A 24,564-nucleotide genomic window follows, 5' to 3' on the forward strand; every position below is an offset into this window, starting at 1 on the left:
GATCGCGCCGCCTCCAACGCTGCATCCGACGCGGCGAGCGAGGCGTAGCTGCCACGACGTGGCCGGAAGAGAAGGCCGGCCCGGACCGCCTCCGTCAATGCGTCCGACGTGGCGCCGGCCGCGAGGAGCTGACGCCGCGAAGCGACGCCGCCCAGTGCTGTGAGCTGTTCCATCCAGTGCATGGGACGAGTCTTCCGGCGCCCGGGCGTGCTCGGGCCCGACCAGCGCCATCTGTGGAGAACAGCGGCCTGTGGAGAATACGCAACCCCTGTTGCGGGCGGCACAACTCCGGAACCCCGAGCCGACACGCCGACGCCGGCCGTACAACTCCGGAACTCCGCGCCGGATCCGGCCGAACATCCGGAATTGCGGACGCGCGACCGGCGAGCAACCGAGCTGCGCCCAGCGACGGCCACCCGCACAACTCCGGAACCCCGAGCCGACACGCCGCCGCCGGCCGCACAACTCCGGAACGCAGCCGCAGATGCGGCTCAGGGTTCCGGAGTTACGCCGGCACGCAGAACCAGCGCCTACAGCAGCGCCCTACAGCACGATGTGCATCGCCCTCGCCGCGTCCGAGATCGACCCGGACAGCGACGGGTACACCGTGAACGCCCGCGCCACCTGGTCGACCGTGAGGCGGTGCTCCACGGCGAGCGCGAGCGGGAAGATCAGTTCCGACGCGCGCGGCGCCACGATCACGCCGCCGATCACGGTGCCGGAGCCGGTGCGCGCGAACAGCTTGACGAAACCGTCTTTGATGCCGAGCATCTTGGCGCGCGGATTGGACTTCAGCGGAAGCTTGTAGATGTCGCCCTGGGCGATGCCGTCCTCGATCTGCTTCTGGTTCCAGCCGACCGTCGCGATCTCGGGCTGCGTGAAGATGTTCGACGTCACATTGCGGAGCTCGAACGGGTTCACCGCGTCGCCCATCGCGTGGAACACCGCCGTGCGGCCCTGCATCGCCGCCACCGAGGCGAGCGGGAGCAGATCCGAGCAGTCGCCTGCCGCGTAGATGTTGGGGATCGAGGTGCGCGCGACGCGGTTCACCCGGATGTGGCCCGACTCCGTCAGCTGCACACCCGCCTCCTCGAGGCCGATGCCGGACGTGTTCGGCACCGAGCCGACCGCCATGAGGCAGTGGCTGCCCTCGACCGTGCGGCCGTCGGACAGCGTCGCCACGACGCCCGTGTCGGTGCGCACCACCGACTGCGCGCGAGACTTGGATAGCACCTGCATGCCGTTGCGCTTGAACACGTTCTCGATGACCCGGGCCGCGTCGGCGTCTTCGCCGGGGAGCACCTGGTCGCGGCTGGAGATCAACGTCACCTTCGAGCCGAGTGCGGTGTAGGCCGAGGCGAATTCGGCGCCGGTCACGCCGGATCCGACCACGATGAGGTGCTCCGGCACGTGGCCGAGGTCGTACAGCTGCGTCCAGGTCAGGATGCGCTCGCCATCCGGTACCGCCGAGGGCAGGATGCGCGGCCGGGCGCCGACCGAGACCACGAACGTGTCGGCCTCGATGCGGTCGAAGTCGGTGCCGGTGTCGCCCTGGGCCGTCGACACGATGATCGCGTTTGAGCCGTCGAGCCGTCCCTCGCCGGTGACGATGCGCACGCCGGCCCGCATGAGCTCGGCCTTCATGTCCTCCGACTGCTGCCGGGCGAGGCCCATCAGCCGCTTGTTGACGGCCGCGAGGTTCACTGCGATGTCGGGACGGACCGGCTTCCCCGACTCGCCGCGGGTGAAGAACTGCACGCCCAGGTCGGCCGCTTCGCCGATGGCGTTGGCTGCCTCCGCGGTGGCGATGAGGCTCTTCGACGGCACCACGTCGGTGATGACGGCCGAGCCGCCGACCCCGGTGCGTTCCACCAGGGTGACATCCGCCCCCAGCTGGGCACCCGCGAGGGCGGCCTCGTATCCACCTGGCCCACCTCCGAGTACAGCGATCCTCTGCTTGCGCTCGAATTCATAGGCCATGCTCCTATTCTCTCGCACCTTGATCGCTCGTCGGTGCACCGATGCGCATCCGCCGGTCGGCCCGCGCGCAGGGCGCTCTCACTAGAGTTGGTCCATGCCAGATTCCTTCCAGAACCCGCTCGACGACCCGGCCACCGACCCGTTCGCGGTCGCGAAGCAGGCGGCCGAACAGCTCGCAGAGAAGACCGGCGTCGACCGGCACGACATCGCCCTCACGCTGGGCAGCGGATGGGGCCGCGCGGCCGATCTCATCGGCGAGACGACCGCGACCGTTCCGGCGACAGAGATCGTCGGCTTCGGCGCTCCCGCCCTGGCGGGCCACGTCGGCACCCTGCGCTCGGTGCTGCTCCCGTCGGGCAAGCGCGCCCTCGTGATCGGCGCCCGCACCCACTACTACGAAGGCCACGGCGTCCGGCGGGTCGTGCACAGTGTGCGCACCGCCGCTGCTGCCGGCGCGACGACGATGGTGCTGACCAACGGGGCCGGCGGCATCAAGGAGAGCTGGAAGCCGGGAACGCCCGTGCTGATCAGCGACCACATCAACCTCACCGCCGACTCCCCGCTCGAGGGCGCGACGTTCATCGACCTCACCGACCTGTACTCGAGCCGCCTGCGCGAGCTGGCGAAGAGCATCGAGCCGAGCCTCGACGAGGGCGTGTACACGCAGTTCCGCGGACCCCACTACGAGACACCGGCCGAGGTGCAGATGGCGAAGACGATCGGCGGCCACATCGTCGGCATGTCCACCGCTCTCGAGGCCATCGCCGCACGACAGGCCGGCATGGAGATCCTCGGCATGTCCCTGATCACCAACCTGGCCGCCGGCATCCAGAAGACCCCGCTGAGTCATCAGGAGGTCATCGACGCCGGTCGCGAAGCCGAGCCGGTGATCAGCGCGCTCCTCGCCAAGATCGTGGGCGCGCTGTGAGCGCCGCCGAGGGCGACCGGGTGCTCGACGACGCCGAGCTCCTCGAGCAGGCGCGGGCGTGGGTCGCGCAGGATCCGGATCCCGAGACCCGCGACGAGCTGAACGCGCTCATCGTCGCCGCCGAGGCCGGCTCAGCCGTGGCCATCAGGGACCTGCACGCGCGCTTCGACACCCGTCTCGCCTTCGGCACCGCCGGGCTGCGCGGCGAGATCGCCGCCGGCCCCAACCGGATGAACCGGGTCCTGGTGGCGCAGGCCGCCGCCGGTTTCGCCCGCTATCTCCTCGACCACGCCCACGGCGAGACGCCCTCGGTCGTGATCGGCTACGACGGACGAAAGAACTCCGACGTCTTCGCGCGCGACACCGCCGAGCTGATGGCGGGCGCCGGGGTGCGCGCCGTGCTGCTGCCGCGGATGATGCCGACGCCCGTGCTCGCGTTCGCCGTGCGCCACCTCGACGTCAGCGCCGGCGTGATGGTCACGGCCAGCCACAACCCGCCGAACGACAACGGCTACAAGGTCTACCTCGGCGGCGAGAACCACGGTTCGCAGATCGTCGCTCCCGCCGACTCCGACATCGCCGCGCGCATCCTCGAGGCGGCGAAAGGCAGCGTCAGCGACCTGCCGCGGTCCGAGGCCTACGAGGTCGCGCCTGAGAGTCTCGAAGCGGAGTACATCGCGGCGACCGCCTCCGTGGCGGGCACCTCAGCGCCGCGCGACGCGGTCTCGTTCACGTACACGGCCATGCACGGCGTCGGCTGGCGCACGGCCGCCGCGGTCTTCGCGCAGGCCGGCTTCGCCGAGCCCACCGTCGTCGTCGAGCAGATCGACCCCGACGCCGCCTTCCCGACGGTGGCCTTCCCCAACCCGGAGGAGCCGGGCGCGATGGACCTCTCGTTCTCGACGGCGCGCACGGCCGGGTCCGACCTGATCATCGCCAACGATCCGGATGCCGACCGTCTCGCCGTCGCGATTCCGGACGACGGGAGCGCCGATGGCTACCGACGGCTCTCCGGCAATGAGGTCGGCGCGTTGCTCGGCTGGCGCGCAGCGCGACTGGCCGACGAATCCGCCGGCCCCGACGAGGCCCCGTTCGGAACCCTCGCCTGCTCGATCGTGTCGTCCCCGGCCCTCGCCGCCGTCGCCCACCGCTACCGCCTCGACTTCGAGGACACCCTCACCGGCTTCAAGTGGGTCTCACGCGCCCCCGGGCTCCTCTACGGATTCGAGGAGGCTCTCGGCTATCTGGTGAACCCGGACACGGTGCGCGACAAAGACGGCATCTCCGCAGCGACCGCCTTCCTCGATCTGGCGGCCTCGCTGGCGGCGGAGGGGAAGACCATCCGCACGCACCTCGACGAGTTCGCCGAGACGTTCGGCTACTTCGCGTCCGACCAGATCTCGATCCGGGTCACCGACCTGAGCGAGATCGATCGGGTCATGGCGGCCCTTCGCTCGACGCCGCCGAGCAGGCTCGGTGAGGTCGCCGTCTCCCAGATCGACGACCTTCGCGACGGGTTCGGCCACCTGCCGCCGAGCGACGTGCTGCGCATCCTGCTCGAGGACGGATCGCGCGTGATGGTGCGGCCCAGCGGCACGGAGCCGAAGCTCAAGATCTACATCGACGCGTCGAGCGACGAAGGCTCGGTGGCCGAGCGCGAGGCGACCGCCGTCGCCCGTGTGCGTGCGCTGGCGGACGCCATGCGGGCGCTCACGGCGTAGCCGAGCAGGAACAGCACCAGGGCGAGTGCGGTGACCGCCGCTCCGACGGCGGGCACCGCCTCGGCTCCGCCCAGCGAGAGTGCGGCGGACCCGATCGGAGGGGCGATCGCGATTCCGACGTACATCGCGGTCGAGTACCACGACAGCGACAGTGCCGCCGCCTCCGGATCGACCGTGACGAGGCGGTGCTGCACCGGGATCGCGATCGCGAACGCCGCGACACCCCAGACGGCGAACACGATCAGCGACGCGACGAACGACGACTCCACGAACGGCAGGACCGCCAGCGCCACGATCTGACCGCCGAGCGCCACGATCGCGGTCAACCTGCTGCCGAAGCGGTCGGTGAGGGGACCCGCGACGATGTTGCCGACGACGCCGGCCACGCCGTAGGCGAGCAGCAGGGTCGCGAGCAGGGTTCCCGAGCCGCCCGTCGACGCGTGGGTGACGGATGCGCTGAAGATGTACACGATGTTGAAGCCGGCGATCATCAGCAGCGTCGTGCCCAGTGGAGCGAGCACGCGCAGGTCGGCGAGCGGCGCCAATCGCTGCCGGATGGACGCGGCCGGGGCCAGGGGAACGTCGCGCACCACGAACGGGATGGCGACCGCGAGCACGACCGCGATGCCGACGAGGCTCCAGAGAGGCAGACGCCACCCGGCGATCCCGCCGAGAGCAGTGCCGAAGGGGGAACCGACCGCCGTGGCGAGCGTGAAACCGGCACCGACGATCGCCAGCGCCCGGCCGCGCTGGGGCGGCCGCGCCAAGGCGGCGGCGGCCGCCGTGGCCGTCGGCACGAGCGCCGCTCCCCCGATGCCGGAGAGCGTGCGCCCGATGAGGAAGACGGGGAGGCCGGTCGCGGAGACTGCTATCGCGCCGCCGATGGCGAACACCGCGAGGCCGGCCGCCATCAGGATCGCCCGCGGCACGCGCGGGAGCAGCACCGAGATGAGGGGCGCAGCGACCGCGACGACCAGCGAGTACGAGGTGATGGAGTAGCTCACGCCCGTGGGTGTTGCATGCAGGGTGTCGGCGATGTCGGGAAGGAGACCTGCGATGACGAAGGCGTTCGTGCCGACGACGAACATGGCGAGTGCCAGTACGAGCAGACTCAGAGTCGGCCTGCGATATGATTGTTCGACGGAAGTCATACGATCAAGCTAGAGAATAGTTCGATCATTGTCAAACTATTTTTCGCTCACCCGTCCCCAGACTCACGGAGGAATCATGTCGGCCGAGTTCCCGGCGCCCGAAATGGCCGACGTGCAGCTCGTCGACGTGCTGCGCGCGGTGGCCGACCCGATCCGGTTGCAGATCGTCCGCGTGCTGGCCGACGGCGAGCCGCACTCGAAGAGCGAGTCGCAGTGGGGCTTCGACGTTCAGAAGTCCACGCTGTCGCACCACTTCAAGGCCCTTCGCGAGGCCGGGGTGACGTTGACCATCGTGAGCGGGCGCACGCACGCGATCCAACTGCGCCGTCGCGAACTCGACGAGCGCTTCCCCGGTCTCATCGAGGCGCTCATCGCGCCGACGCCGTCCTCGGCGGACTGACCTTCCCCACCGGTCGCTTCCTCCCCAGCCAGGCGGTCGCCCGAGTGAGTGGTCGCCCGGGTGAGTGGTCGCCCGAGTGAGTGGTCGCCCGGGTGAGTGGTCGCCAACTGTCGCCCGGAACACCGAATCCGGCTCTCAGGCGACAATTCGTGACTTCTCACCACGCGCGGGCGTGGCGGCACGCGCGGGCGTGGCGGCACGCGCGGGCGTGGCGGCACACGCGGGGCGTGGCGGCACACGCGGGGCGTGGCGCCTCACGCGACGAGGCACAGCCCGGAGCTCAGCCCAGCGCTTCTTCGAGCTTGCGCTCGAGTTCGTCGAGGTCGAAGAAGTTGTCGACGACGACCACGTCGGCGTTCGTGCGGCCGATCGCCTCGACCAGCTCCGGCGACGTCAGGATGACCTGCGCGTCGGCCGCGGCGGTCTCGACATTGGCGACATCCGATGCCGTGACGTCGGCGGCGATGTCGAGCCGGTTGAGCACGCGCTCCGCGTTGACCTTCAGGATGCCGGACGTGCCGACGCCGGCGCCGCAGATGGCGACGATCTTCATCGCGGGGCCCCTTCTTCGCTGGCGGCCATGATGCGCTGCACCTCTGCGACGTCGCTCGCGGCGGCGAGCGAGGGGATGGCGCCCGGATCGTTGAAGATGTTGGCGAGCTCAGCGACCGAGGTGACATGCGCATCCGGGGTCGCGACGGCCAGGCCGATCACAACGGCCACCGGATCGTTGTGCGGGTGCCCGAAAACCACCGGCTCAGCGAGCGTCACGACGGAGAGACCGTCCGTCAGCACATCCGGCCCGGGGCGGGCGTGCGCGAGCGCCAGACCGGGTGCGATCACGATGTAGGCGCCGAATTCGTCGATCACCTGGATCATGCGTGCACCGTAGCCCGCCTCGACCGCGCCGGAGCGGGCGAGGGCGGCACCGGCCAGTTCGACCGCCTCGCGCCAGTCGGACGCGTGGGCGCCGACGGTGATGGCGGAATCGGGCAGCGGTGGCAGTGGCATGGTTCCAGCGTATCGTCCGGGGGTCTACGAACCCTCGAAACCTGCTGAGATGATGTCGGCCAACTCTTCGCGTTCCTCCAGCGGGAGGAAGGCGGAAGCGGCGGCGTTGAGCTGGAAGACCTCGAGGTCGGTGCGGTCGTACGCGAACGCGTCCGCCAGGATCGAGAGTTCGCGGGTGAGGGTGGTGCCGCTCATCAGGCGGTTGTCGGTGTTCACCGTGACGCGGAAGCCGAGCTGGTAGAGCAGATCGAACGGGTGGTCGATGAGCTCGTCGCCCCACGCGGCGATCGCGCCGGTCTGCAGGTTCGACGTCGGGCTGGTCTCGAGGGCGATCTCGCGATCCTTGACCCACTGCGCGAGCGTGCCGAGCGTGACGTAGGTGTTCTCGTCGTCCTGCCGCTCGATCACGATGTCTTCGGCGATGCGCACACCGTGGCCGAGACGCAGTGCGCGGCCGTCGAGCAGAGCGCTCCGGATGCTGTCGAGCCCGTCGGCCTCACCGGCGTGGACGGTCGCCGGGAAGAACTCGCTGGCAAGGTAGTCGAACGCGGCGCGGTGCTTCGACGGCAGGAAGCCCGCCTCCGGCCCGGCGATGTCGAAGCCGACGACCCCGTTGTCACGGTGGCGCACGGCGAGTTCGGCGATCTCGAGGCCGCGGTCGTTGTGGCGCATGGCCGTGACGAGCTGACCGACCCGGATGGGGCGACCGGCTGCGCGCACATCGGCGATGCCCTGCTCGATGCCGCTCTGCACGGCCTCGACGGTCTGGTCGAGGCTCAGACCGGACCCCAGGTGCTGCTCGGGCGCCCAGCGGATCTCGCCGTAGACGACGCCGTCGGCGCCGAGGTCCTGCACGAACTCGCGGGCGACGCGCTCGAGGCCCGCGCTGGTCTGCATGACCGCCGTGGTCAGGTCGAACGTCTTGAGGTACTCGACCAGCGAGCCCGAGTTGGACTTCTCCGCGAACCAGGCGCCGAGAGCGTCGGCATCGGAGGCCGGCAGTTCGAGGCCGATCTCCGACCCCAGCTCGATGATCGTGGCCGGGCGCAGACCGCCGTCGAGGTGGTCGTGCAGCGACACCTTGGGCAGATCCAGGATGCTCGTGCCGTCGCTCAGCGTGTACGCGTGGTTGTTCTCGCTCATGGCTCTCAATCTATCGGTCGCGCTCAGTCGCGCGCGTGGGGACGGGCGGGGCTCATCCGATGCGATCGGCGATGAGCGGGCCGCCGTCGAGCACGGGCTCGCCCGGGTCGCCGATGCGGTACGCGCCGGCGACGGCGTCGAGGGCGCGCTCGAAGCGAGCGGGCTCGTCGGCCGACAGGGTGAACAGCGGCTGTCCCTCGCGCACGGTGTCGCCCGGCTTGGCGTGCAGGTCGATGCCGGCAGCGTGCTGCACCGGATCCTGCTTGCGGGCGCGTCCGGCGCCGAGACGCCACGCCCCGATCCCGAACGGCAGCGCCTGCTGCTCCACGAGCACGCCGTCGCGCTCCGCGACCACGGTGTGCGTCTCCTTCGCGACCGGCAGCGGCGCATCCGGGTCGCCGCCCTGGGCCCGGATGACGGCACGCCAGGTGTCCATCGCGCGGCCGTCCTTCAGGGCGCCCTCCACGTCGGCGTCCGGCTGCCCGGCGAGGGCGAGCATCTCGCGCGCGAGCGCGATCGTCAGCTCGACCACGTCGGCGGGACCGCCGCCGGCGAGGACCTCGACCGATTCGCGCACCTCGTTGGCGTTGCCGATGGCGAGGCCGAGCGGCACATTCATGTTGGTGAGCAGCGCAGAGGTGGCGACGCCCGCATCCGTGCCCAGCTCGACCATCGTGCGGGCCAGCTCGCGCGACTTCTCGATGTCTTTCAGGAAGGCGCCGGAGCCGAACTTCACGTCGAGCACCAGAGCGCCGGTGCCCTCCGCGATCTTCTTGCTCATGATCGACGACGCGATGAGCGGGATGGCCTCGACGGTTCCGCTGATGTCGCGCAGGGCGTACAGCTTGCCGTCAGCGGGCGCGAGCCCGGAGCCGGCAGCGCAGATCACACCGCCGACATCGCGCAGCTGGTCGAACATCTCCTGGTTCGTGAGGTTCGCGCGCCAGCCTGGGATGCTCTCGAGCTTGTCGAGCGTTCCTCCGGTGTGGCCGAGACCGCGCCCGGAGAGCTGCGGCACTGCGACGCCGAATGTGGCGACCAGCGGCATGAGCGGCAGGGTGATCTTGTCGCCGACGCCTCCGGTGGAGTGCTTGTCCGTGGTCGGTTTGCCGAGGCCCTCGAAGCTCATCCGCTCGCCGCTGGCGATCATCGCCATCGTGAGGTCGCGGATCTCGCGGCGGGTCATCCCGTTGAGGAAGATCGCCATGGTCATCGCGGACATCTGCTCGTCGCCGACGTAGCCGCGGGTGTACGCATCGATCAGCCAGTCGATCTCGGCGGTGGTGAGCTCGCCGCGGTCGCGCTTGGTGTGGATGAGATCGACGGCGTCGAACGCCTCGATCGCGCCGGAGGTGCTGGTCACGGGAGAATCCTCAATCGTTGTTCTGAGCGGTGCCGCCAGCGGCGGTGCCGCCTGCGGCGGTGCCGCCAGCGGCGGTGCCGCTCGCGGCGGTGTCACCCGCGTAGTCGGCGAGCTGGCGCGGGCCGAACGCATCCGGGAGCACCTGGTCGATGGTGCGGATGCCGGAGACGGTCTCCAGCAGCATCCCCTCGGCCGAGTGCTCGTAGAGCAGCTGACGGCAGCGGCCGCACGGCATCAGGATGTTGCCGTGCCCGTCCACGCAGGTGAACGCCACAAGGTGGCCGCCACCCGACAGGTGCAGCGCGGACACCAGGCCGCACTCGGCGCAGAGGGTGACGCCGTAGCTGGCGTTCTCCACGTTGCATCCCGTGATCACGCGGCCGTCGTCGACGAGCGCCGCCGCTCCCACCGGGAAGTTCGAGTACGGGGCGTAGGCGTGCGTCATCGCCTCCCGGGCGGCCTCGCGAAGGCCGTCCCAATCGATGGAGGCGGCGTCGGAGCCGGCGGTGCCGTTCGTCATCCCGGCGCTCACGATTTGATGTACGGCTTGCCGTCGGCGGCGGGAGCACGCGAGAGCCCCACCAGACCGGCCACCGCGAAGATCGTGACGACGTAGGGCAGCATCAGCATGAACTCGCTCGGAACCGGCGAGCCGATGATGCCGAGCACGTTCTGCAGGTTCGACGCGAAGCCGAACAGCAGCGCTGCCAGGGTGGCGCGGATCGGGTCCCAGCGTCCGAAGATCACCGCGGCGAGGGCGATGAAGCCCTGACCGGCCGTCATCTCCTTCGAGAAGGCGCCGACCGAGCCGAGGGTGAAGTACGCGCCGCCCAGGCCGGCGACGGCGCCGGCGAGCGAGACGTTCCAGAACCGCGTGCCGTTGACGTTGATGCCGACCGTGTCGGCGGCCTCCGGATGCTCACCGACCGACCGCAGGCGCAGGCCCCAGCGGGTGTGGAACAGCCCGAACCAGACGGCGAAGATCGCGATGTACATCAGGTATTCGATGATCGACTGGCGGAACAGCACCGGGCCGATGATCGGGATGTCGCTGAGCAGCGGGATCGGCCACTCGGGCAGACGCGGCGGGTGGTTGAGCAGCGTCGGGTTGCCGGCGAGCACCTTGGAGTAGAGGAAGCTCGTGAGGCCGGTGACGAGAACGTTCAGCACGACACCGACGATGACCTGGTCGACGAGGTACTTGATCGAGAACGCAGCCAGCACGAACGACACGAGCACGCCGGCCACAAGCGCCGAGATGAGGCCGAGCGCCCAGCTGCCGGTGAGGGTCGCGACCATCGCCGAGACGAAGGCGCCACCGAGCAGCTGACCCTCGATCGCGACGTTCACGACGCCACCGCGCTCCGAGATCACGCCGCCGAGCGCGCCGAAGACGAGCGGGACCGAGAGGCTCACCGTTCCGAGCAGCAGGCCGGTGACCGGCACCGGCAGCTCGCCGGAACCCGCCCAGGCGAGGAAGCCGAACATGAAGATCAGGGCGAACGCGATGACCAGCCAGAGGTTGGCCTTGCGCGCCTGGTAGGCCATCCACACGCTGATCGCCGTCAGGATGATCAGCAGGATCGTGACGATGATGGTGGTGCTGAACGTGTCGACCGTGAGGTTGCCGAGCTTGACCTTGTCGGTGCCCTCGCTGAACCGGAAGGTGCTCTGGCCGTGACGGGGGAAGCCGAAGAACAGGATGATGCTGAGGACGACGAAGACGCCGAACGCGATGGGCATCTTCCAGCTGCGGATGGTCGCCTTCTCGAGGACGATCGGGGACGAGTCGGGGATGACGGGTGTCGCGGTGCTCACTTGGCCTCCACCTCCTTCGTGACGATGGGACCCGGTCTCCGGGGCGTCGACCCCGGGGTGGGCAGACGGAAGATGGCCCGCACGAGCGGCGGCGCCGCGACGAAGAGCACGATGAGGGACTGCACGACGAGCACGATGTCGATCGGGATGTCGTTGGCGGCCTGGATCGTGTAACCGCCCGCCTTCAGGGCACCGAACAGGAGGCCGGCGATGAAGATGCCCCACGGCTTGGATCGGCCGAGCAGGGCGACGGTGATCGCGTCGAACCCGATGCCGGCATCCACGCCCGAGCTGATGCCCTGCGGGAAGACGCCGAGCGCCTGGCTGGCACCGGCGATGCCGATGAGCCCACCGGCGATGAGCATCGCGTAGAAGTACATGTTCTTGACGTTGATGCCGGCGACGCGTGCGGCGTTGGGGTTCTCGCCGACCGCACGGAACCGGAAGCCGAGGTTCGAGCGGTTGATGAGCCACCAGACGAAGAAGGTGGCCGCGATGACGACCACGAACGCCCAGGTGAGGTTGTACTGCACCCCGAACAGCGGCGGGAAGACCGCGTTGCCGTGGATCGCGGGGGCCTTCGGGTTGTTCGAGCCCGGCGCCTGCAGCAGGCCCTGGGTGCGCAGCATGTACGAGATCAGGTAGAACGCGATGTAGTTGAGCATGATCGTGACGATCACCTCGTGCGCGCCCGTCCTCGCCTTGAGCAGACCGACGATGCCGGCCCAGATCGCTCCGCCGGCGATGCCTGCGACGACCGCCACGACCAGGTGCAGGACCGGCGGCAGGTTGAAGGAGAAGCCCACCCACGCCGAGCAGGCGGCGGCGATGAGGATCTGCCCCTGGCCACCGATGTTGAACATGCCGACGCGGAACGCGAGGCCGACGCCGAGACCGCCGACGATGAGCGGCGTCGCGAACGTGAGCGTCTCGGTCAGCGGCCGGATGCCCGCCTCGAAGCTCGGGCGGCGGAAGTTGTAGATCGCGCCCTGGAACATCGAGACGTAGGCGCTCGACACCGAGTTCCACACCGCCGCGATGGTGTCACCTGGGCGGGCGAAGAAATAGCCGGCGGCCTTCTGCACATCCGGGTCGGTGACCGCGATCAGGATGGCGCCGACGATGAGGGCGAGCACGACCGCGAGGATCGAGATGACGACACTGCCGCCCATGATGTCGCGCACTGCCTTGTTCCAGCGCGATGGCTCCTCGCCGGGGGTCTCCTGCTTGGCCAGGCCAGGCGCCGTCTCGGTGCCGGTCATGCTGCTGCTCCTGCATCCGCCGGCAGCTCGCCGGCCATCATGAGGCCGAGCACGTCGCGCGACGTGTCTCCCGGCACGATTCCTACGATCTTCCCCCGGTACATCACGGCGATGCGGTCGGCGAGCGCCGCCACCTCGTCGAGCTCGGTCGAGACCACGATCACCGGGATGCCCGAATCGCGCGTCTCGACGATGCGCTTGTGCACGAACTCGATCGAGCCGACGTCGAGTCCGCGCGTCGGCTGGGCCGCGACGAAGAGGCGCAGCTCGCGGCTCAGCTCACGGGCGAGCACGACCTTCTGGGCGTTTCCGCCGGAGAGGCGGCCGACCTTCGTCTCGATGCTCTGGGTGCGCACATCGAACTCGCGCACCTTCTCTTCGGCGAACTCGTTGAGGTAGCCGAGCTGCAGGTTGGCGCCCTTGACGAACGGGGCTCCGCTGGAACGGTCGAGCATCAGGTTCTCGGCGATGCTGAACTCCCCGACGAGACCGTCTTCGTTCCGGTCCTCCGGCACGAAGCCGACGCCGGCGTCGAGCACCTTGCGCACGCTGTTCCCGACGATGTTCGTTCCGTCGAGTTCGATCTCGCCCTCGACGCGCGGCTGCAGGCCGAGAATCGCCTCGGTGAGCTCGGTCTGGCCGTTGCCCTGCACACCGGCGATGGCGAGGATCTCGCCCGCCTTCACATCGAAGCTCACGCGGTTGACGACGAGCTGGCCGATCGGGTCGATGACCGACAGATCGTTCACCACGAGCGCGGGGGCTCCGGGGGTGGCCGGCTGCTTCTCGACCGTGAGCGAGACGGCGCGGCCGACCATCATCGAGGCCATCTCGGGGTTGCTGGCGGTGGGGGCGACCTCGCCGACCACCTTGCCGAGCCGGATGACCGTGATGCGGTCGGCGACCTCGCGCACCTCGCGCAGCTTGTGGGTGATGAAGACGATCGCGGTGCCCTGCTCCTTGAGCTGGCGCATGATCTCCATCAGCTCGTCGGTCTCCTGCGGAGTGAGCACGGCCGTCGGCTCGTCGAAGACGAGGACCTTGGCGTTCTGCGAGAGCGCCTTGATGATCTCCACGCGCTGCTGCACACCGACGGGCAGGTCTTCGACCAGCGCGTCGGGGTCGACGTCGAAGCCGAACCGTGCCGAGATCTCGCGCACGCGCTTGCGGGCAGCGGGAAGGTCGAGGCGGCCGCCGAACTTGGTCTGCTCGTGACCGAGCATCACGTTCTCGGCGACGGTGAAGACGGGGATCAGCATGAAGTGCTGGTGGACCATGCCGATGCCGGACTTCATCGCATCACCGGGGCCGGAGAAGTGCTGGACGACGTCGTCGAGCAGGATCTCCCCCTCGTCGGCCTGGTACAGGCCGTAGAGGACGTTCATGAGGGTGGACTTGCCGGCGCCGTTCTCTCCGAGGAGACAGTGGATCTCGCCTGGCTCGACCGTGAGGTCGATGTGGTCGTTCGCGACCAGGGCACCGAACCGTTTGGTGATGCCGCGAAGTTCGAGCTTCATTCGGGTGGGGTTCCTTCTCTACTCGCCCGGGTGGAGCGATCGCGCGCGGAACGGCAGGTGGGCCTCGATGCGCGTCTTCACACTACCTTTTGCACATATGTCAGTGTGTGCTCACTTGAGCAATCGAGACAAGGGCGAAAGCGATGACGGGGGCAAAAGACCGGGGAGGCCGGCGCGAGCCGACCTCCCCGATTTCATGGGTGGTGCTGGTTACTGCTTGGGCGACGACGGCGACGTGACCGTGATGGACCCGTCGATGATGCCGGCCTTGATCTTGTCGAGCTCACCCTGCAGGCCGCTGTCGACCTTCGAGGAGAAGTCGTGGAACGGGGCCAGGCCGACGCCGTCGTTCTTCAGCGTGCCCACGTACGGGGTGCTGTCGAACTTGCCGGCGGCGGCAGCGGTCACGACGTCGTTCGTGGCCGGCTTCATGCCCTTCATCACCGAGGTGAGGAGCAGGCTCTTCACGCTCGGGTCGGAGAGGTAGACGTCGGCGTCGACGCCGATCATCGCGATCGGCTTGCCCGAGTCCTTGATCGCCGCTGCGGCGCTCTGGTAGATCGGACCACCGACGGGCATGATCACATCGGCGTTCTGGTCGATGATGCCCTGTGCCGTGTTCTTGGCGGTCTCGTTGGCGTCGAAGCCACCGGTGAACGCGCCCTTCTGGCTGTCGACGTTCCAGCCGACGACCTTGACCGACTTGCTCTTCTGGTCGTTGAAGTACTTCACGCCATCGGCGAAGCCGTCCATGAAGATGGTGACGGTCGGGATCTGCATGCCGCCGAAGGTGCCGACGACGCCGGTCTTCGAGTAGCTCGCAGCGGTGTAGCCGGCGAGGAACGCGGCCTGGGCGGTGTCGAAGATGATCGGCTTGACGTTCTTCGCGGTGATCGAGCTGTCATCGATGATCGCGAAGTCGACGTCGGGGTTCGCCGCTGCGGCCTTCTTGGTGGCGTCGGCGAGCAGGAAGCCGACGGTCACGACGAGGTTGCAGTTGGCGTCGACCATGCTCTGGATGTTCGGAGCGAAGTCGTTCTCGCTCTTCGACTCGGCCGACTTCGGCTTGACGCCGAGCTTGTCGGCGGCCTGGTTGAGGCCTTCGAAGCCGAGCTGGTTGAACGAGTGGTCGTCGAATCCGCCGGAGTCGGAGACCATGCAGGGCAGGAAGTCGCTCTTCGCGGCCCCGCTGGTCGAGGTGTCCGACGGAGCCGCCGAACAGGCTGCGAGCAGCGACATAACGCCGACCGCCGCCAGGCCGAGCAGGCCGGCCTTACGGGCTGTGATTGTCAAGGTGGTGTCCTCCAAGATGCAGGCCCCGCGGGTAAGGGGGGCCGATTGTGATTCACGTTACCGAATGTGACGAACCGCTCCGTTCGAAAACCCGGCTTCTTCACGTAAGCGTTACAAACGCGCGCGTGATTGGCACCTGCTCATTTGAGCAGGGCTCAGCTGTGCGTTGGGCTCAGAGCCAGCCGCGCTTGCGGAAGATGACGTACAGCGCACTGCTCAGGCCGACCATCGCCAGCACCGCGAGCGGGTAGCCGAGCGGCCATGCCAGTTCGGGCATGTGCACGAAGTTCATCCCGTAGATGCCCGCGACGAGCGACGGCGCGAAGAGGATGGCCGCCCACGACGAGATCTTCTTGACCTGCTCGCCCTGATCGTGCGTCGAGTGCGCGAGCCTCGTCATCTCCTCGTTCTGGCGTTCCGACACCAGCGTGGAGTTCACGGTGAGGATGTCGCGCAGCAGCTGCCGGAAGGCGTCGACGCGCTCATTCACCTGGATGAGGTGGTCGGAGACGTCGCGCAGCGCACGCTGCAGTTCCTGCGTCACTCCGTACTTCGCCGAGCCGTGCTCGAGCGCCACCATCACCGCGGTCAGCGGATGCGTGGCGCGCTGGAAGTCGATGACCTCGCGCGACAGCTCGTAGATACGGCGCGAGACCAGGGCGTCGCCGCCGAAGACCTGCGTCTCGATCTCGTCGATGTCATTGGCGAGGCCGGCGACGACGGGGCTGTAGGCATCCACGACCGCGTCGATGATGGCGTACAGGATGGCCTGGGTCCCCAGGGCGAGCAGCTCCGGCTCGCGCTCCATGCGCTGCCGCACATGGGAGAGGTCGGGCGATTCGCTGTGGCGCACCGTGATGACGAAGTTCGGACCGACGAAGAGGTGCAGCTCGCCGAAGTCGACCTCCTCGGGCACGTCGAGGTAGTTGGCCGCCTTCAGCACGACGAACAGCACGCCGTCGTAGCGCTCCAGCTTGGGGCGCTGGTGGGCGACGATCGCGTCTTCGATGGCCAGCTGGTGCAGCTCGAACTCCTCGGCGAGCGACATGAGCTCCTGCTCGCTCGGCCGGTAGAGGCCGATCCACGCGACACCGCCGGGGGTCGCATCCAGTGCCCGATAGGTCTCGGCCAGGGAGCGCGGCGACGCGACGCGGTGGCCGTCCGAGTAGATGGCGCTGTCGACCATGCTCGGGCGCGGCTCGCGCACCGGTGCGTCCGTGACCTCCGTGGCGACCGATGATGGCGGGTCCACCCGGCGTGTCCGAGAGACGAAGGGCATCGAGATGCCGCGTCGATTGCTGTTGGGGGCCATGGTCACCTCCGGTGGATCCGAGTCAGGAGTGGCCGCGTGAAGGGCCACTCAACTGTACGCGCGCTCCCTGCCGATGCGCTGGACTTCTTCTGCGCGGTCGACGATGACCGTTTCGTAGTGCCCCACGAGCTCGTCGCAGAGCACGGACCAGGAGCGGCCGAGCACCCGGCGGCGGCCGGCCTCGCCCATCCGCAGCCGCAGCGGCACGTCGGCGGCGATCATCCCGACCGCGGCACGAAGGCCCCGCTCGTCGCCGGGCGGGTAGAGCAGTCCGTCGACGCCGTGCTCGACGAGGTCGATGGGCCCACCCGCGCGCGGGGCGACGACCGGGAGTCCGGAGGCATGCGCCTCCTGGATCGTCTGGCCGAACGTCTCCTCGGTTCCGGTGTGGGCGAAGATGTCGAACGCCGCATACGCCGCAGCGAGCTCCTCTCCCCCGAGACGACCGAGCCAGGTGACCGGCATGCCCCGCAGCGCTCCGGCCACGACCGGCCGGGCGGGACCGTCGCCCACGATCGCGACGCTCACCCCGGGAAGGCCGCGGAGCGCCCGCAACCGTTCCACCTGCTTCTCCGGCGCCACCCGGCCGACGTAGCCGACGACGAGCTCGCCGTCGGGAGACAGCTGCTCGCGCAACTCCTTGGCGCGCGCGCTGCGGCGATGGTTCGGGTGATAGCGCTCGATGTCGACTCCGCGTCCCCAGCGCGTGAGACGCTGCACACCGGCCGTGCGGAGGTCGTACTCCGACGCCGACGACGGCACGAGCGTCAGGTCGGCGCCGTCGTGCACCCAGCGCACGTACTTCCAGGCGAGGGCTGACGTGATGCCGAGCCCGTTGCTGCGCGCATAGCCGGCGACATCCGTCTGATAGACGGCGACGGACGGGATGCCCATCCGGTTCGCCGCCGCGATCCCCTGCGCTCCCAGCAGGAACGGGGACGCCGCGTGCAGCACGTCCGGCCCGAACCGGGCGAGGATGCGCTGCACCTGGGGACTCGGCAGGCCGACGGGGAACTGCCGGTAGGCGAACGACGGGACCTGGTGCACGGGGAATCCCGCGTACGTGGCCGGGGCGCCGGCATCGGGGCAGATCACGATGGCCTCGTGCCCGGATGCCGCGAGGTGCTCCAGCACCCGGCACACGCTCGTTGTCACTCCGTTGACGGTGGGGAGGAAGCTTTCGCTGACGACCGCGATCCGCATGCTCCGACGCTACGAGCCGGGAGTGACCGCACCGTGAACGGCCGATGACGAGCACGGCTCTGTATCCTTTCGACATGGCTCGCACACCGAAAACGCTCGACCGCTTCTACAGCGTCATCCCGGCCGGCGGCATCGGTTCCCGGCTCTGGCCGCTGTCCCGCGCCGACGCCCCCAAGTTCCTGCACGACCTCACCGGATCGGGGCAGACGCTGCTGCGCGACACCTGGGACCGGCTCGTGCCCCTGTCGGGCGAGCAGCGCATCATGGTCGTGACCGGGCGGGCGCACCGCGCGGCCGTCGAAGCGCAGCTGCCGGCGCTCAGCGACGAGAACATCGTGCTCGAGTCGGAGCCGCGCGACTCTACCGCGGCGATCGGCCTCGCGGCCGCCATCCTGGAGCGCCGGGAGCCCGGCGTGATCATCGGGTCGTTCGCCGCCGACCACGTCATCAAGAACCACGCCCTGTTCCTCTCGGCGGTCACCGAGGCGGTCGCGGCCGCCGACGCCGGCTACATCACGACCATCGGCATCTCGCCGACCGAGCCCGCGATCGGCTTCGGCTACATCCGGAGTGCCGGTCCCCTCGACATCGGCGGGGCGCCGAGCGCGCTGACGGTCACCGAGTTCGTCGAGAAACCCGACCTCGAGACGGCCGAGCGTTACGTCGCCAGCGGCAACTACCTCTGGAACGCCAGCATGTTCATCACCAGGGCCGATCGCCTGCTCGAGGAGATCGGCCGCTCGCAGCCCGAGCTGCTCGCCGGGCTGCTCGAGCTCGCCGAGGCGTGGGACGACCCGGCGACGCGCGGACCGGCCGTCGACCGCATCTGGCCCAACCTCACCAAGATCGCGATCGACTACGCCGTGGCCGAACCCGCCGCCGCAGCCGGCAAGCTGGCCGTCATCCCCGGCTACTTCGACTGGGACGACGTCGGCGACTTCGCCTCCCTCGCCAAGCTGAACTCGGGCGGCCGCAAGTCGGACCTCGCCATCCTCGGCGAGAACGCGCGCGTGCTCTCCGACGCGTCGAGCGGCATCGTCGTCAGCCAGTCCGGCCGGGTGATCAGCCTGATCGGCGTCAAGGACATCGTCGTGGTCGACACTCCGGATGCGCTGCTGGTCACGACGAGCGAGAACGCCCAGCGGGTCAAGGCCGTCGTCGACGCGCTCAAGCTCACCGGCTCGAGCGACGTCCTCTAGCCGGCCCGGCCGGCTGCCGACCGGTCAGTCCACCTGCGACGGCCGCTGCTGCACATCGCGCGCGAGCCGCGAGACCTCCGCGTCGTCAGAGGCGATGCCCGCGTCGTCCAAGCGCTGCTTGAGGAGCTTCTCACTGTCCTCCTGCGGCCGCAGCTGCATATCCGCCGTCAGCTGCTCGACGATGCCGCGCACCTTCTCGTCGCGGCCCGCCTCGTCACTTCCGCTCATCACCGGTTCGTCTTGAGTCATGCCGCGGACGGTACCCCGCCTGTCTGCGCGGTCAACCGCTGAGAACTCCTACAGCGACCTTCGCCCGGCTCTCATGCTGGTTCCCTAGCGTTCCCTCCGGCAGCAGCCCGCTCATGAACTGCAAAGGGGACAAGTGCTCGACGCGCTCTGGAGGACCGACATCGTCGAAGGTCCCGTCATCTTCCTGGTCTTCTCACTCGCCGCAGCCGGGGCGGTGTTCCTGCTGCTGCGCCGTCCCACGCCGAGGTGGCTGCTGACCGTCGCGATCGCCCTCGGTGCTGGGCTCGTCGCGGCGGTCGTGACGTGGTTCGTGGCGATCCGCACCCTCAACCTTTTCGGCATGGGTCTCGGGATGCGCAACTACGTCTGGATCGCCGCCACGTTCTGCGGGGTGTTCCTGGCGGTCGCGAGCCTCTGGCGCTCGCGCTGGTGGCGCACGCTGGTGGCCGCCGTCTGCATCCCCCTGTTCGCGATTGCCGGAACCGTCGCGATCAACGCCGACTACGGCCTCGATCGCACCCTGGGCAGTCTGGTCGGAGTGCCGACCGATCCGACCATCCAGCTCGCGGGCACCACCGCGGCCAGTGACCTCTCCACCCTCTGGAAGACCTGGAAGGCGCCCGCCGACATGCCGGCTACCGGTCGCGCGGGAGTGCAGGTCATCCCGAACACCCGCAGCGGGTTCCACGCGCGTCCGGCCGGCATCTACCTGCCGCCGGCCGCGCTGGTCGAGAACCCGCCGCGCCTGCCGCTGCTGGTCATGATGATGGGCCAGCCCGGACACCCGGACCCCGGCCTGATCGCGAGCATCCTGGACCCGATCGCCGCCCGCCATCACGGACTGGCGCCCATCGTCGTCATGCCGGACCAGCTGGGCGAGCCGACGCAGGACCCGCTCTGCCTGAACACCGCGCGCTACGGCGACGCGCAGACCTACCTCGCCCGCGACGTGCCCGACTGGGCGCTGAAGCACCTCAACATCAGCCGCGATCACCGGGAGTGGACGGTCGCCGGGTTCTCGAACGGCGGCGAGTGCGCGCTCGCGCTCACCGTCACCTACCCGACGCTGTTCGGCAACGTCATCGACCTGGCGGGTGAGGCCTTCCCCGCCGCCGAAGTGCCCGGGCCCGTGCTGGCGAACGTCTTCCACGGCGATCAGTCGGCGTACGACAGGATCAAACCGCTGAACATGATGGCGGGGAAGCGCTACTCACGGATCAACGCGGTCTTCGCCGTCGGGCAGTTCGACCCTTACTACCCGCCGATCTCGCACCGGATGGCCCAGGCCGCCCGCGCACACGGGATGCACGTCTGGGACGAGGTCGTCCCCGGGGCCGATCACAGCGCCGCGACCGTCATCGACGGCCTTCCCGTCGGCCTGCACGACCTGTACCCGTCCCTCGGCCTCAGCGCCCCGGATGCCGGCCGAACTGTCTCGATATCGAGACAGTTAGGCGCACCTAACCAGCACCGGACGTTTCACCGGCATAGACTGTAAAAGCGCTTCTCGCGCGTTCTTTGCGATCACAACCAGGGAGGGTTGTTCGTGCCAGACCAAGCGGCAGGAACCCTGCAGCCGACCAAGAACAGGCCGGGCGGAACACTGTACCGGGGCCGAGAAGGAATGTGGTCGTGGGTGCTGCACCGCATCACCGGCGTCGCCATCTTCTTCTTCCTCCTCGTCCACGTTCTCGACACCTCACTCATCCGGGTGAGCCCTGAGGCGTACAACGCGGTGATCGGAACCTACAAGAACCCGATCATGGGGTTCGGTGAGATCGCCCTCGTCGGCGCCATCACCTTCCACGCCTTCAACGGACTGCGCATCATCCTGATCGACTTCTGGAGCAAGGGCGTCAAGTACCAGAAGATCATGTTCTGGATCGTCATCGTGATCTGGGTCGTGCTGATGGCCGGCTTCGTCCCGGTGCAACTCGTCCACATCTTCGGGGAGGCCGGCTGATCATGACCACCATCGACGCTCCCCGCACACCGGCCCGTCCCGTTCGCCGCAAAGGCACGAACTGGGAGAAGTGGGGCTGGATCTACATGCGGGTCTCCGGAGTCCTGCTCGTCATCCTGATCTTCGGTCACCTCTTCGTGAACCTGGTCCTCGGCCAGGGCGTGAAGCAGATCGACTTCGCGTTCATCGGCGGCAAGTACGCCACCCCGTTCTGGCAGGTCTGGGATCTGCTGATGCTGTGGCTGGCGCTCATCCACGGCGGCAACGGGATGCGCACCCTCGTGAACGACTACGCCTACAACAAGACGGTCAACCGCATCCTCAAGTGGGCCATCCTGGCGGCCGTCGTCGTGCTGGTCGTGCTCGGCACCCTCGTGATCTTCACCTTCGAACCGTGCCCCGCAGGCGCCCCGGCCGATCTGCTGCCGTCGTTCTGCCCGGTCAAGTAATTCGCCGACTAGTAGCCAATGACTACGGAAATCCCTGTGACTGAATCCAACGAATCCACCGTCATCGACGGCGTCCATTACCACGAGTTCGACATCGTGATCGTCGGCGCCGGTGGCGCCGGCATGCGCGCGGCCATCGAGGCCGGGCCGCACGCCAAGACCGCCGTCATCTCGAAGCTCTACCCCACGCGTTCCCACACGGGCGCTGCGCAGGGCGGCATGGCCGCCGCGCTCGCCAACGTGGAGGAGGACAACTGGGAGTGGCACACCTTCGACACGGTCAAGGGCGGCGACTACCTCGTCGACCAGGACGCGGCCGAGATCCTCGCGAAAGAGGCGATCGACGCGGTCATCGACCTCGAGAACATGGGTCTGCCGTTCAACCGCACGCCGGAAGGCAAGATCGACCAGCGCCGGTTCGGCGGTCACACCCGCGATCACGGCAAGGCGCCCGTGCGCCGTGCCTGCTACGCGGCCGACCGCACCGGCCACATGATCCTGCAGACGCTGTTCCAGAACTGCGTCCGGCTCGGCATCAACTTCTTCAACGAGTTCTACGTGCTCGACGTGATCATGAACGAGGTCGACGGCGTCGAGCAGCCCGCGGGCGTCGTGGCCTACGAGCTCGCGACCGGCGAACTGCACGTCTTCCACTCGAAGGCGATCATCTTCGCCACGGGTGGTTTCGGCAAGATCTTCAAGACGACCTCGAACGCGCACACCCTCACCGGTGACGGCGTCGGCATCATCTGGCGCAAGAAGCTCCCGCTCGAAGACATGGAGTTCTTCCAGTTCCACCCGACCGGCCTCGCCGGGCTGGGCATCCTGCTCACCGAGGGCGCTCGCGGTGAGGGCGCCATCCTCCGCAACGCGAGCGGTGAGCGCTTCATGGAGCGCTACGCCCCGACGATCAAGGACCTCGCACCACGCGACATCGTCGCCAGGTGCATGGTGCAGGAGGTGGCGGAAGGTCGCGGCGCCGGGCCGCACAAGGACTACGTGCTGCTCGACTGCACCCATCTGGGCGCCGAGGTGCTCGAGACCAAGCTGCCCGACATCACGGAGTTCGCCCGCACCTACCTCGGCGTCGACCCGGTCGTCGAGCCCGTGCCGGTCATGCCCACCGCGCACTACGCGATGGGCGGCATCCCGACCAACAACAACGCCGAGGTGCTGCGCGACAACACGACCGTCGTCCCCGGCCTCTACGCCGCGGGCGAGTGCGCCTGCGTCTCGGTGCACGGCTCCAACCGGCTCGGCACCAACTCGCTGCTCGACATCAACGTGTTCGGCAAGCGCGCGGGCAACAACGCCGTCGAGTTCGTCAAGACCGCCACGGCCGTTCCGCTGCCGGAAGACCCGGCTGCGTTCGTCCGCGGACTGATCGACGACCTCCGCACCGGTACGGGCACCGAGCGCATCGCGGCCATCCGCAAGGAGCTGCAGGACGAGATGGACAAGAACGCCCAGGTGTTCCGCACCGACGAGTCCCTCGCCCAGGTGACCGAGACCATCCACGGCCTGCGCGAGCGCTACAAGAACATCGTGGTGCAAGACAAGGGCAAGCGGTTCAACACCGATCTGCTCGAGGCCGTCGAACTCGGCTTCCTGCTCGACCTCGCCGAGGTCGTCGTCTTCTCGGCCCGCAATCGCAAGGAGAGCCGCGGCGGCCACATGCGCGACGACTTCCCCAAGCGCGACGACGAGAATTACATGAAGCACACCATGGCCTACCTGTCAGGCGACCCGCACTCGTCCGACGCGGCCGATCACATTCGTCTCGACTGGAAGCCGGTCGTGATGACCCGCTACGAGCCGATGGAGAGGAAGTACTGATGTCGAACGCCGTCCTCGAGACTCCCCCCGCCCCTGAGGCGCCGATCCAGTCGTTCACGGTCACCCTGATCATCCGCCGGTTCGACCCGGACGTCGACACCGAGCCGCGCTGGCAGGACTTCGACGTGGAGATGTTCCCGACCGACCGCATCCTCGATGCGCTCCACAAGATCAAGTGGGAGCAGGACGGCTCGCTGACCTTCCGCCGGTCGTGCGCGCACGGCATCTGCGGCTCCGACGCCATGCGCATCAACGGCCGCAACCGCCTCGCCTGCAAGACCCTGATCAAAGACCTCGACATCACCAAGCCGATCTACGTCGAGGCGATCAAGGGCCTGCCGCTCGAGAAGGACCTCATCGTCGACATGGAGCCGTTCTTCGCCTCCTACCGCGAGGTGCAGCCCTTCCTCGTCGCCAACTCGACGCCGCCGAAGGACAAGGAGCGCATCCAGTCCGTCGCCGACCGCGCACGCTTCGACGACACGACCAAGTGCATCCTGTGCGCCGCCTGCACCTCCTCGTGCCCGGTGTTCTGGACCGACGGGCAGTACTTCGGCCCGGCCGCGATCGTCAACGCGCACCGCTTCATCTTCGACTCGCGCGACGACAACTCGCAGGTGCGCCTCGACATCCTCAACGACAAAGAGGGCGTGTGGCGTTGCCGCACCACCTTCAACTGCACGGATGCCTGCCCTCGCGGCATCCAGGTGACCCAGGCGATCGCCGAGGTCAAGCAGGCGATCATGCGCGGCAAGCGCTGAGCGCA

At 68.5% G+C, this 24,564-nt stretch carries 22 protein-coding genes and 1 pseudogene; 9 read left to right on the forward strand and 14 right to left on the reverse strand.

The genetic code is table 11. From position 1 onward, the window contains the following. Positions 1–543: 543 nt before the first annotated feature. On the reverse strand, positions 544–1,980 hold the full coding sequence (locus AC1DB1_RS11205; protein WP_271176215.1) for an NAD(P)H-quinone dehydrogenase: 1,437 nt from the start codon (positions 1,978–1,980) through the stop codon (positions 544–546). A gap of 94 nt (positions 1,981–2,074) precedes the next feature. Here AC1DB1_RS11205 and AC1DB1_RS11210 point away from each other — a divergent pair, with 94 nt between their 5' ends. Next, positions 2,075–2,908: a purine-nucleoside phosphorylase gene (locus AC1DB1_RS11210; RefSeq protein WP_477200823.1), complete on the forward strand. Its 834-nt coding sequence runs from the start codon at positions 2,075–2,077 to the stop codon at positions 2,906–2,908. After that, positions 2,905–4,629: a phospho-sugar mutase gene (locus AC1DB1_RS11215; RefSeq protein ID WP_477200824.1), complete on the forward strand. Its 1,725-nt coding sequence runs from the start codon at positions 2,905–2,907 to the stop codon at positions 4,627–4,629. The genes AC1DB1_RS11210 and AC1DB1_RS11215 overlap by 4 nt, the downstream gene beginning before the upstream one ends. On the opposite strand, the gene AC1DB1_RS11220 is transcribed toward AC1DB1_RS11215, so the two are convergent. After that, positions 4,524–5,780 (reverse strand): MFS transporter, encoded by a 1,257-nt coding sequence (locus AC1DB1_RS11220; protein WP_477200825.1) that lies wholly within the window; start codon positions 5,778–5,780, stop codon positions 4,524–4,526. The two genes, AC1DB1_RS11215 and AC1DB1_RS11220, sit on opposite strands and share 106 nt — an antisense overlap. A gap of 76 nt (positions 5,781–5,856) precedes the next feature. On the opposite strand from AC1DB1_RS11220, the gene AC1DB1_RS11225 reads away from it, so the two are divergent. Continuing rightward, a complete protein-coding gene (locus AC1DB1_RS11225; RefSeq protein WP_477200826.1) occupies positions 5,857–6,180 on the forward strand; it encodes an ArsR/SmtB family transcription factor in 324 nt (107 codons plus the stop codon). 280 nt (positions 6,181–6,460) lie between these two features. Here the strand turns inward: AC1DB1_RS11225 and AC1DB1_RS11230 are convergent, their stop codons facing one another. From AC1DB1_RS11230 to AC1DB1_RS11280, 11 genes and pseudogenes are all read right to left on the reverse strand, one after another. Continuing rightward, on the reverse strand, positions 6,461–6,733 hold the full coding sequence (locus AC1DB1_RS11230; RefSeq protein WP_477200827.1) for a PTS sugar transporter subunit IIB: 273 nt from the start codon (positions 6,731–6,733) through the stop codon (positions 6,461–6,463). After that, positions 6,730–7,191 carry a PTS sugar transporter subunit IIA gene (locus AC1DB1_RS11235; RefSeq protein WP_271176209.1) on the reverse strand — a complete coding sequence of 154 codons (462 nt, stop codon included), beginning with the start codon at positions 7,189–7,191 and terminating at the stop codon, positions 6,730–6,732. Before AC1DB1_RS11235 ends, AC1DB1_RS11230 begins: the two co-directional genes overlap by 4 nt. Positions 7,192–7,215: 24 nt before the next feature. Then, the gene (locus AC1DB1_RS11240) at positions 7,216–8,334 is read right to left on the reverse strand and encodes an adenosine deaminase (RefSeq protein WP_477200828.1); all 1,119 of its coding nucleotides are present in this window, start codon (positions 8,332–8,334) and stop codon (positions 7,216–7,218) included. A gap of 52 nt (positions 8,335–8,386) precedes the next feature. Further along, on the reverse strand, positions 8,387–9,697 hold the full coding sequence (locus AC1DB1_RS11245) for a thymidine phosphorylase (RefSeq protein ID WP_271176207.1): 1,311 nt from the start codon (positions 9,695–9,697) through the stop codon (positions 8,387–8,389). Between the two features lie 97 nt (positions 9,698–9,794). Then, positions 9,795–10,217 (reverse strand): annotated as a pseudogene (locus AC1DB1_RS11250) (cytidine deaminase); the annotation flags it as partial. Positions 10,218–10,225: 8 nt separating this feature from the next. Next, the gene (locus AC1DB1_RS11255; protein ID WP_477200829.1) at positions 10,226–11,515 is read right to left on the reverse strand and encodes an ABC transporter permease; all 1,290 of its coding nucleotides are present in this window, start codon (positions 11,513–11,515) and stop codon (positions 10,226–10,228) included. Next, entirely contained in the window at positions 11,512–12,777 is a 1,266-nt protein-coding gene (locus AC1DB1_RS11260; protein WP_271176204.1) for an ABC transporter permease, read from the reverse strand. Before AC1DB1_RS11260 ends, AC1DB1_RS11255 begins: the two co-directional genes overlap by 4 nt. Continuing rightward, complete coding sequence (locus tag AC1DB1_RS11265) at positions 12,774–14,294, reverse strand: ABC transporter ATP-binding protein (protein WP_477200830.1); 1,521 nt, start codon at positions 14,292–14,294, stop codon at positions 12,774–12,776. The genes AC1DB1_RS11260 and AC1DB1_RS11265 overlap by 4 nt, the downstream gene beginning before the upstream one ends. Positions 14,295–14,504: 210 nt before the next feature. Next, a complete protein-coding gene (locus AC1DB1_RS11270; RefSeq protein ID WP_477200831.1) occupies positions 14,505–15,587 on the reverse strand; it encodes a BMP family lipoprotein in 1,083 nt (360 codons plus the stop codon). Between the two features lie 172 nt (positions 15,588–15,759). Continuing rightward, positions 15,760–16,899, reverse strand: coding sequence for a magnesium and cobalt transport protein CorA (locus tag AC1DB1_RS11275; protein WP_477200832.1), 1,140 nt, complete (start codon positions 16,897–16,899; stop codon positions 15,760–15,762). Positions 16,900–16,947: 48 nt separating this feature from the next. Further along, positions 16,948–18,102, reverse strand: coding sequence for a glycosyltransferase family 4 protein (locus AC1DB1_RS11280; RefSeq protein WP_477200833.1), 1,155 nt, complete (start codon positions 18,100–18,102; stop codon positions 16,948–16,950). A gap of 74 nt (positions 18,103–18,176) precedes the next feature. Here AC1DB1_RS11280 and AC1DB1_RS11285 point away from each other — a divergent pair, with 74 nt between their 5' ends. After that, positions 18,177–19,301, forward strand: a complete 1,125-nt coding sequence (locus AC1DB1_RS11285; protein ID WP_477200834.1) for a mannose-1-phosphate guanylyltransferase — start codon at positions 18,177–18,179, stop codon at positions 19,299–19,301. Between the two features lie 24 nt (positions 19,302–19,325). Here AC1DB1_RS11285 and AC1DB1_RS11290 read toward each other — a convergent pair whose 3' ends face one another. Next, positions 19,326–19,550: a hypothetical protein gene (locus AC1DB1_RS11290; RefSeq protein ID WP_477200835.1), complete on the reverse strand. Its 225-nt coding sequence runs from the start codon at positions 19,548–19,550 to the stop codon at positions 19,326–19,328. A gap of 133 nt (positions 19,551–19,683) precedes the next feature. Between AC1DB1_RS11290 and AC1DB1_RS11295 the strand changes: the two genes are divergently transcribed. The 5 genes from AC1DB1_RS11295 (at position 19,684) to AC1DB1_RS11315 (ending at position 24,559) form a co-directional block, all read left to right on the forward strand. Then, positions 19,684–21,048, forward strand: a complete 1,365-nt coding sequence (locus AC1DB1_RS11295; RefSeq protein ID WP_477200836.1) for an alpha/beta hydrolase — start codon at positions 19,684–19,686, stop codon at positions 21,046–21,048. A gap of 126 nt (positions 21,049–21,174) precedes the next feature. Next, positions 21,175–21,513, forward strand: a complete 339-nt coding sequence (gene sdhC / locus AC1DB1_RS11300) for a succinate dehydrogenase, cytochrome b556 subunit (protein ID WP_373877116.1) — start codon at positions 21,175–21,177, stop codon at positions 21,511–21,513. Positions 21,514–21,515: 2 nt separating this feature from the next. Next, positions 21,516–21,962, forward strand: coding sequence for a succinate dehydrogenase hydrophobic membrane anchor subunit (locus AC1DB1_RS11305; protein ID WP_271176195.1), 447 nt, complete (start codon positions 21,516–21,518; stop codon positions 21,960–21,962). Positions 21,963–21,998: 36 nt separating this feature from the next. Further along, the gene (gene sdhA, locus AC1DB1_RS11310; protein WP_373877114.1) at positions 21,999–23,798 is read left to right on the forward strand and encodes a succinate dehydrogenase flavoprotein subunit; all 1,800 of its coding nucleotides are present in this window, start codon (positions 21,999–22,001) and stop codon (positions 23,796–23,798) included. Then, entirely contained in the window at positions 23,798–24,559 is a 762-nt protein-coding gene (locus AC1DB1_RS11315) for a succinate dehydrogenase iron-sulfur subunit (protein ID WP_271176193.1), read from the forward strand. Before sdhA ends, AC1DB1_RS11315 begins: the two co-directional genes overlap by 1 nt. Positions 24,560–24,564 lie beyond the last annotated feature (5 nt).

The organism is Leifsonia sp. 10N434, from assembly GCF_056394405.1.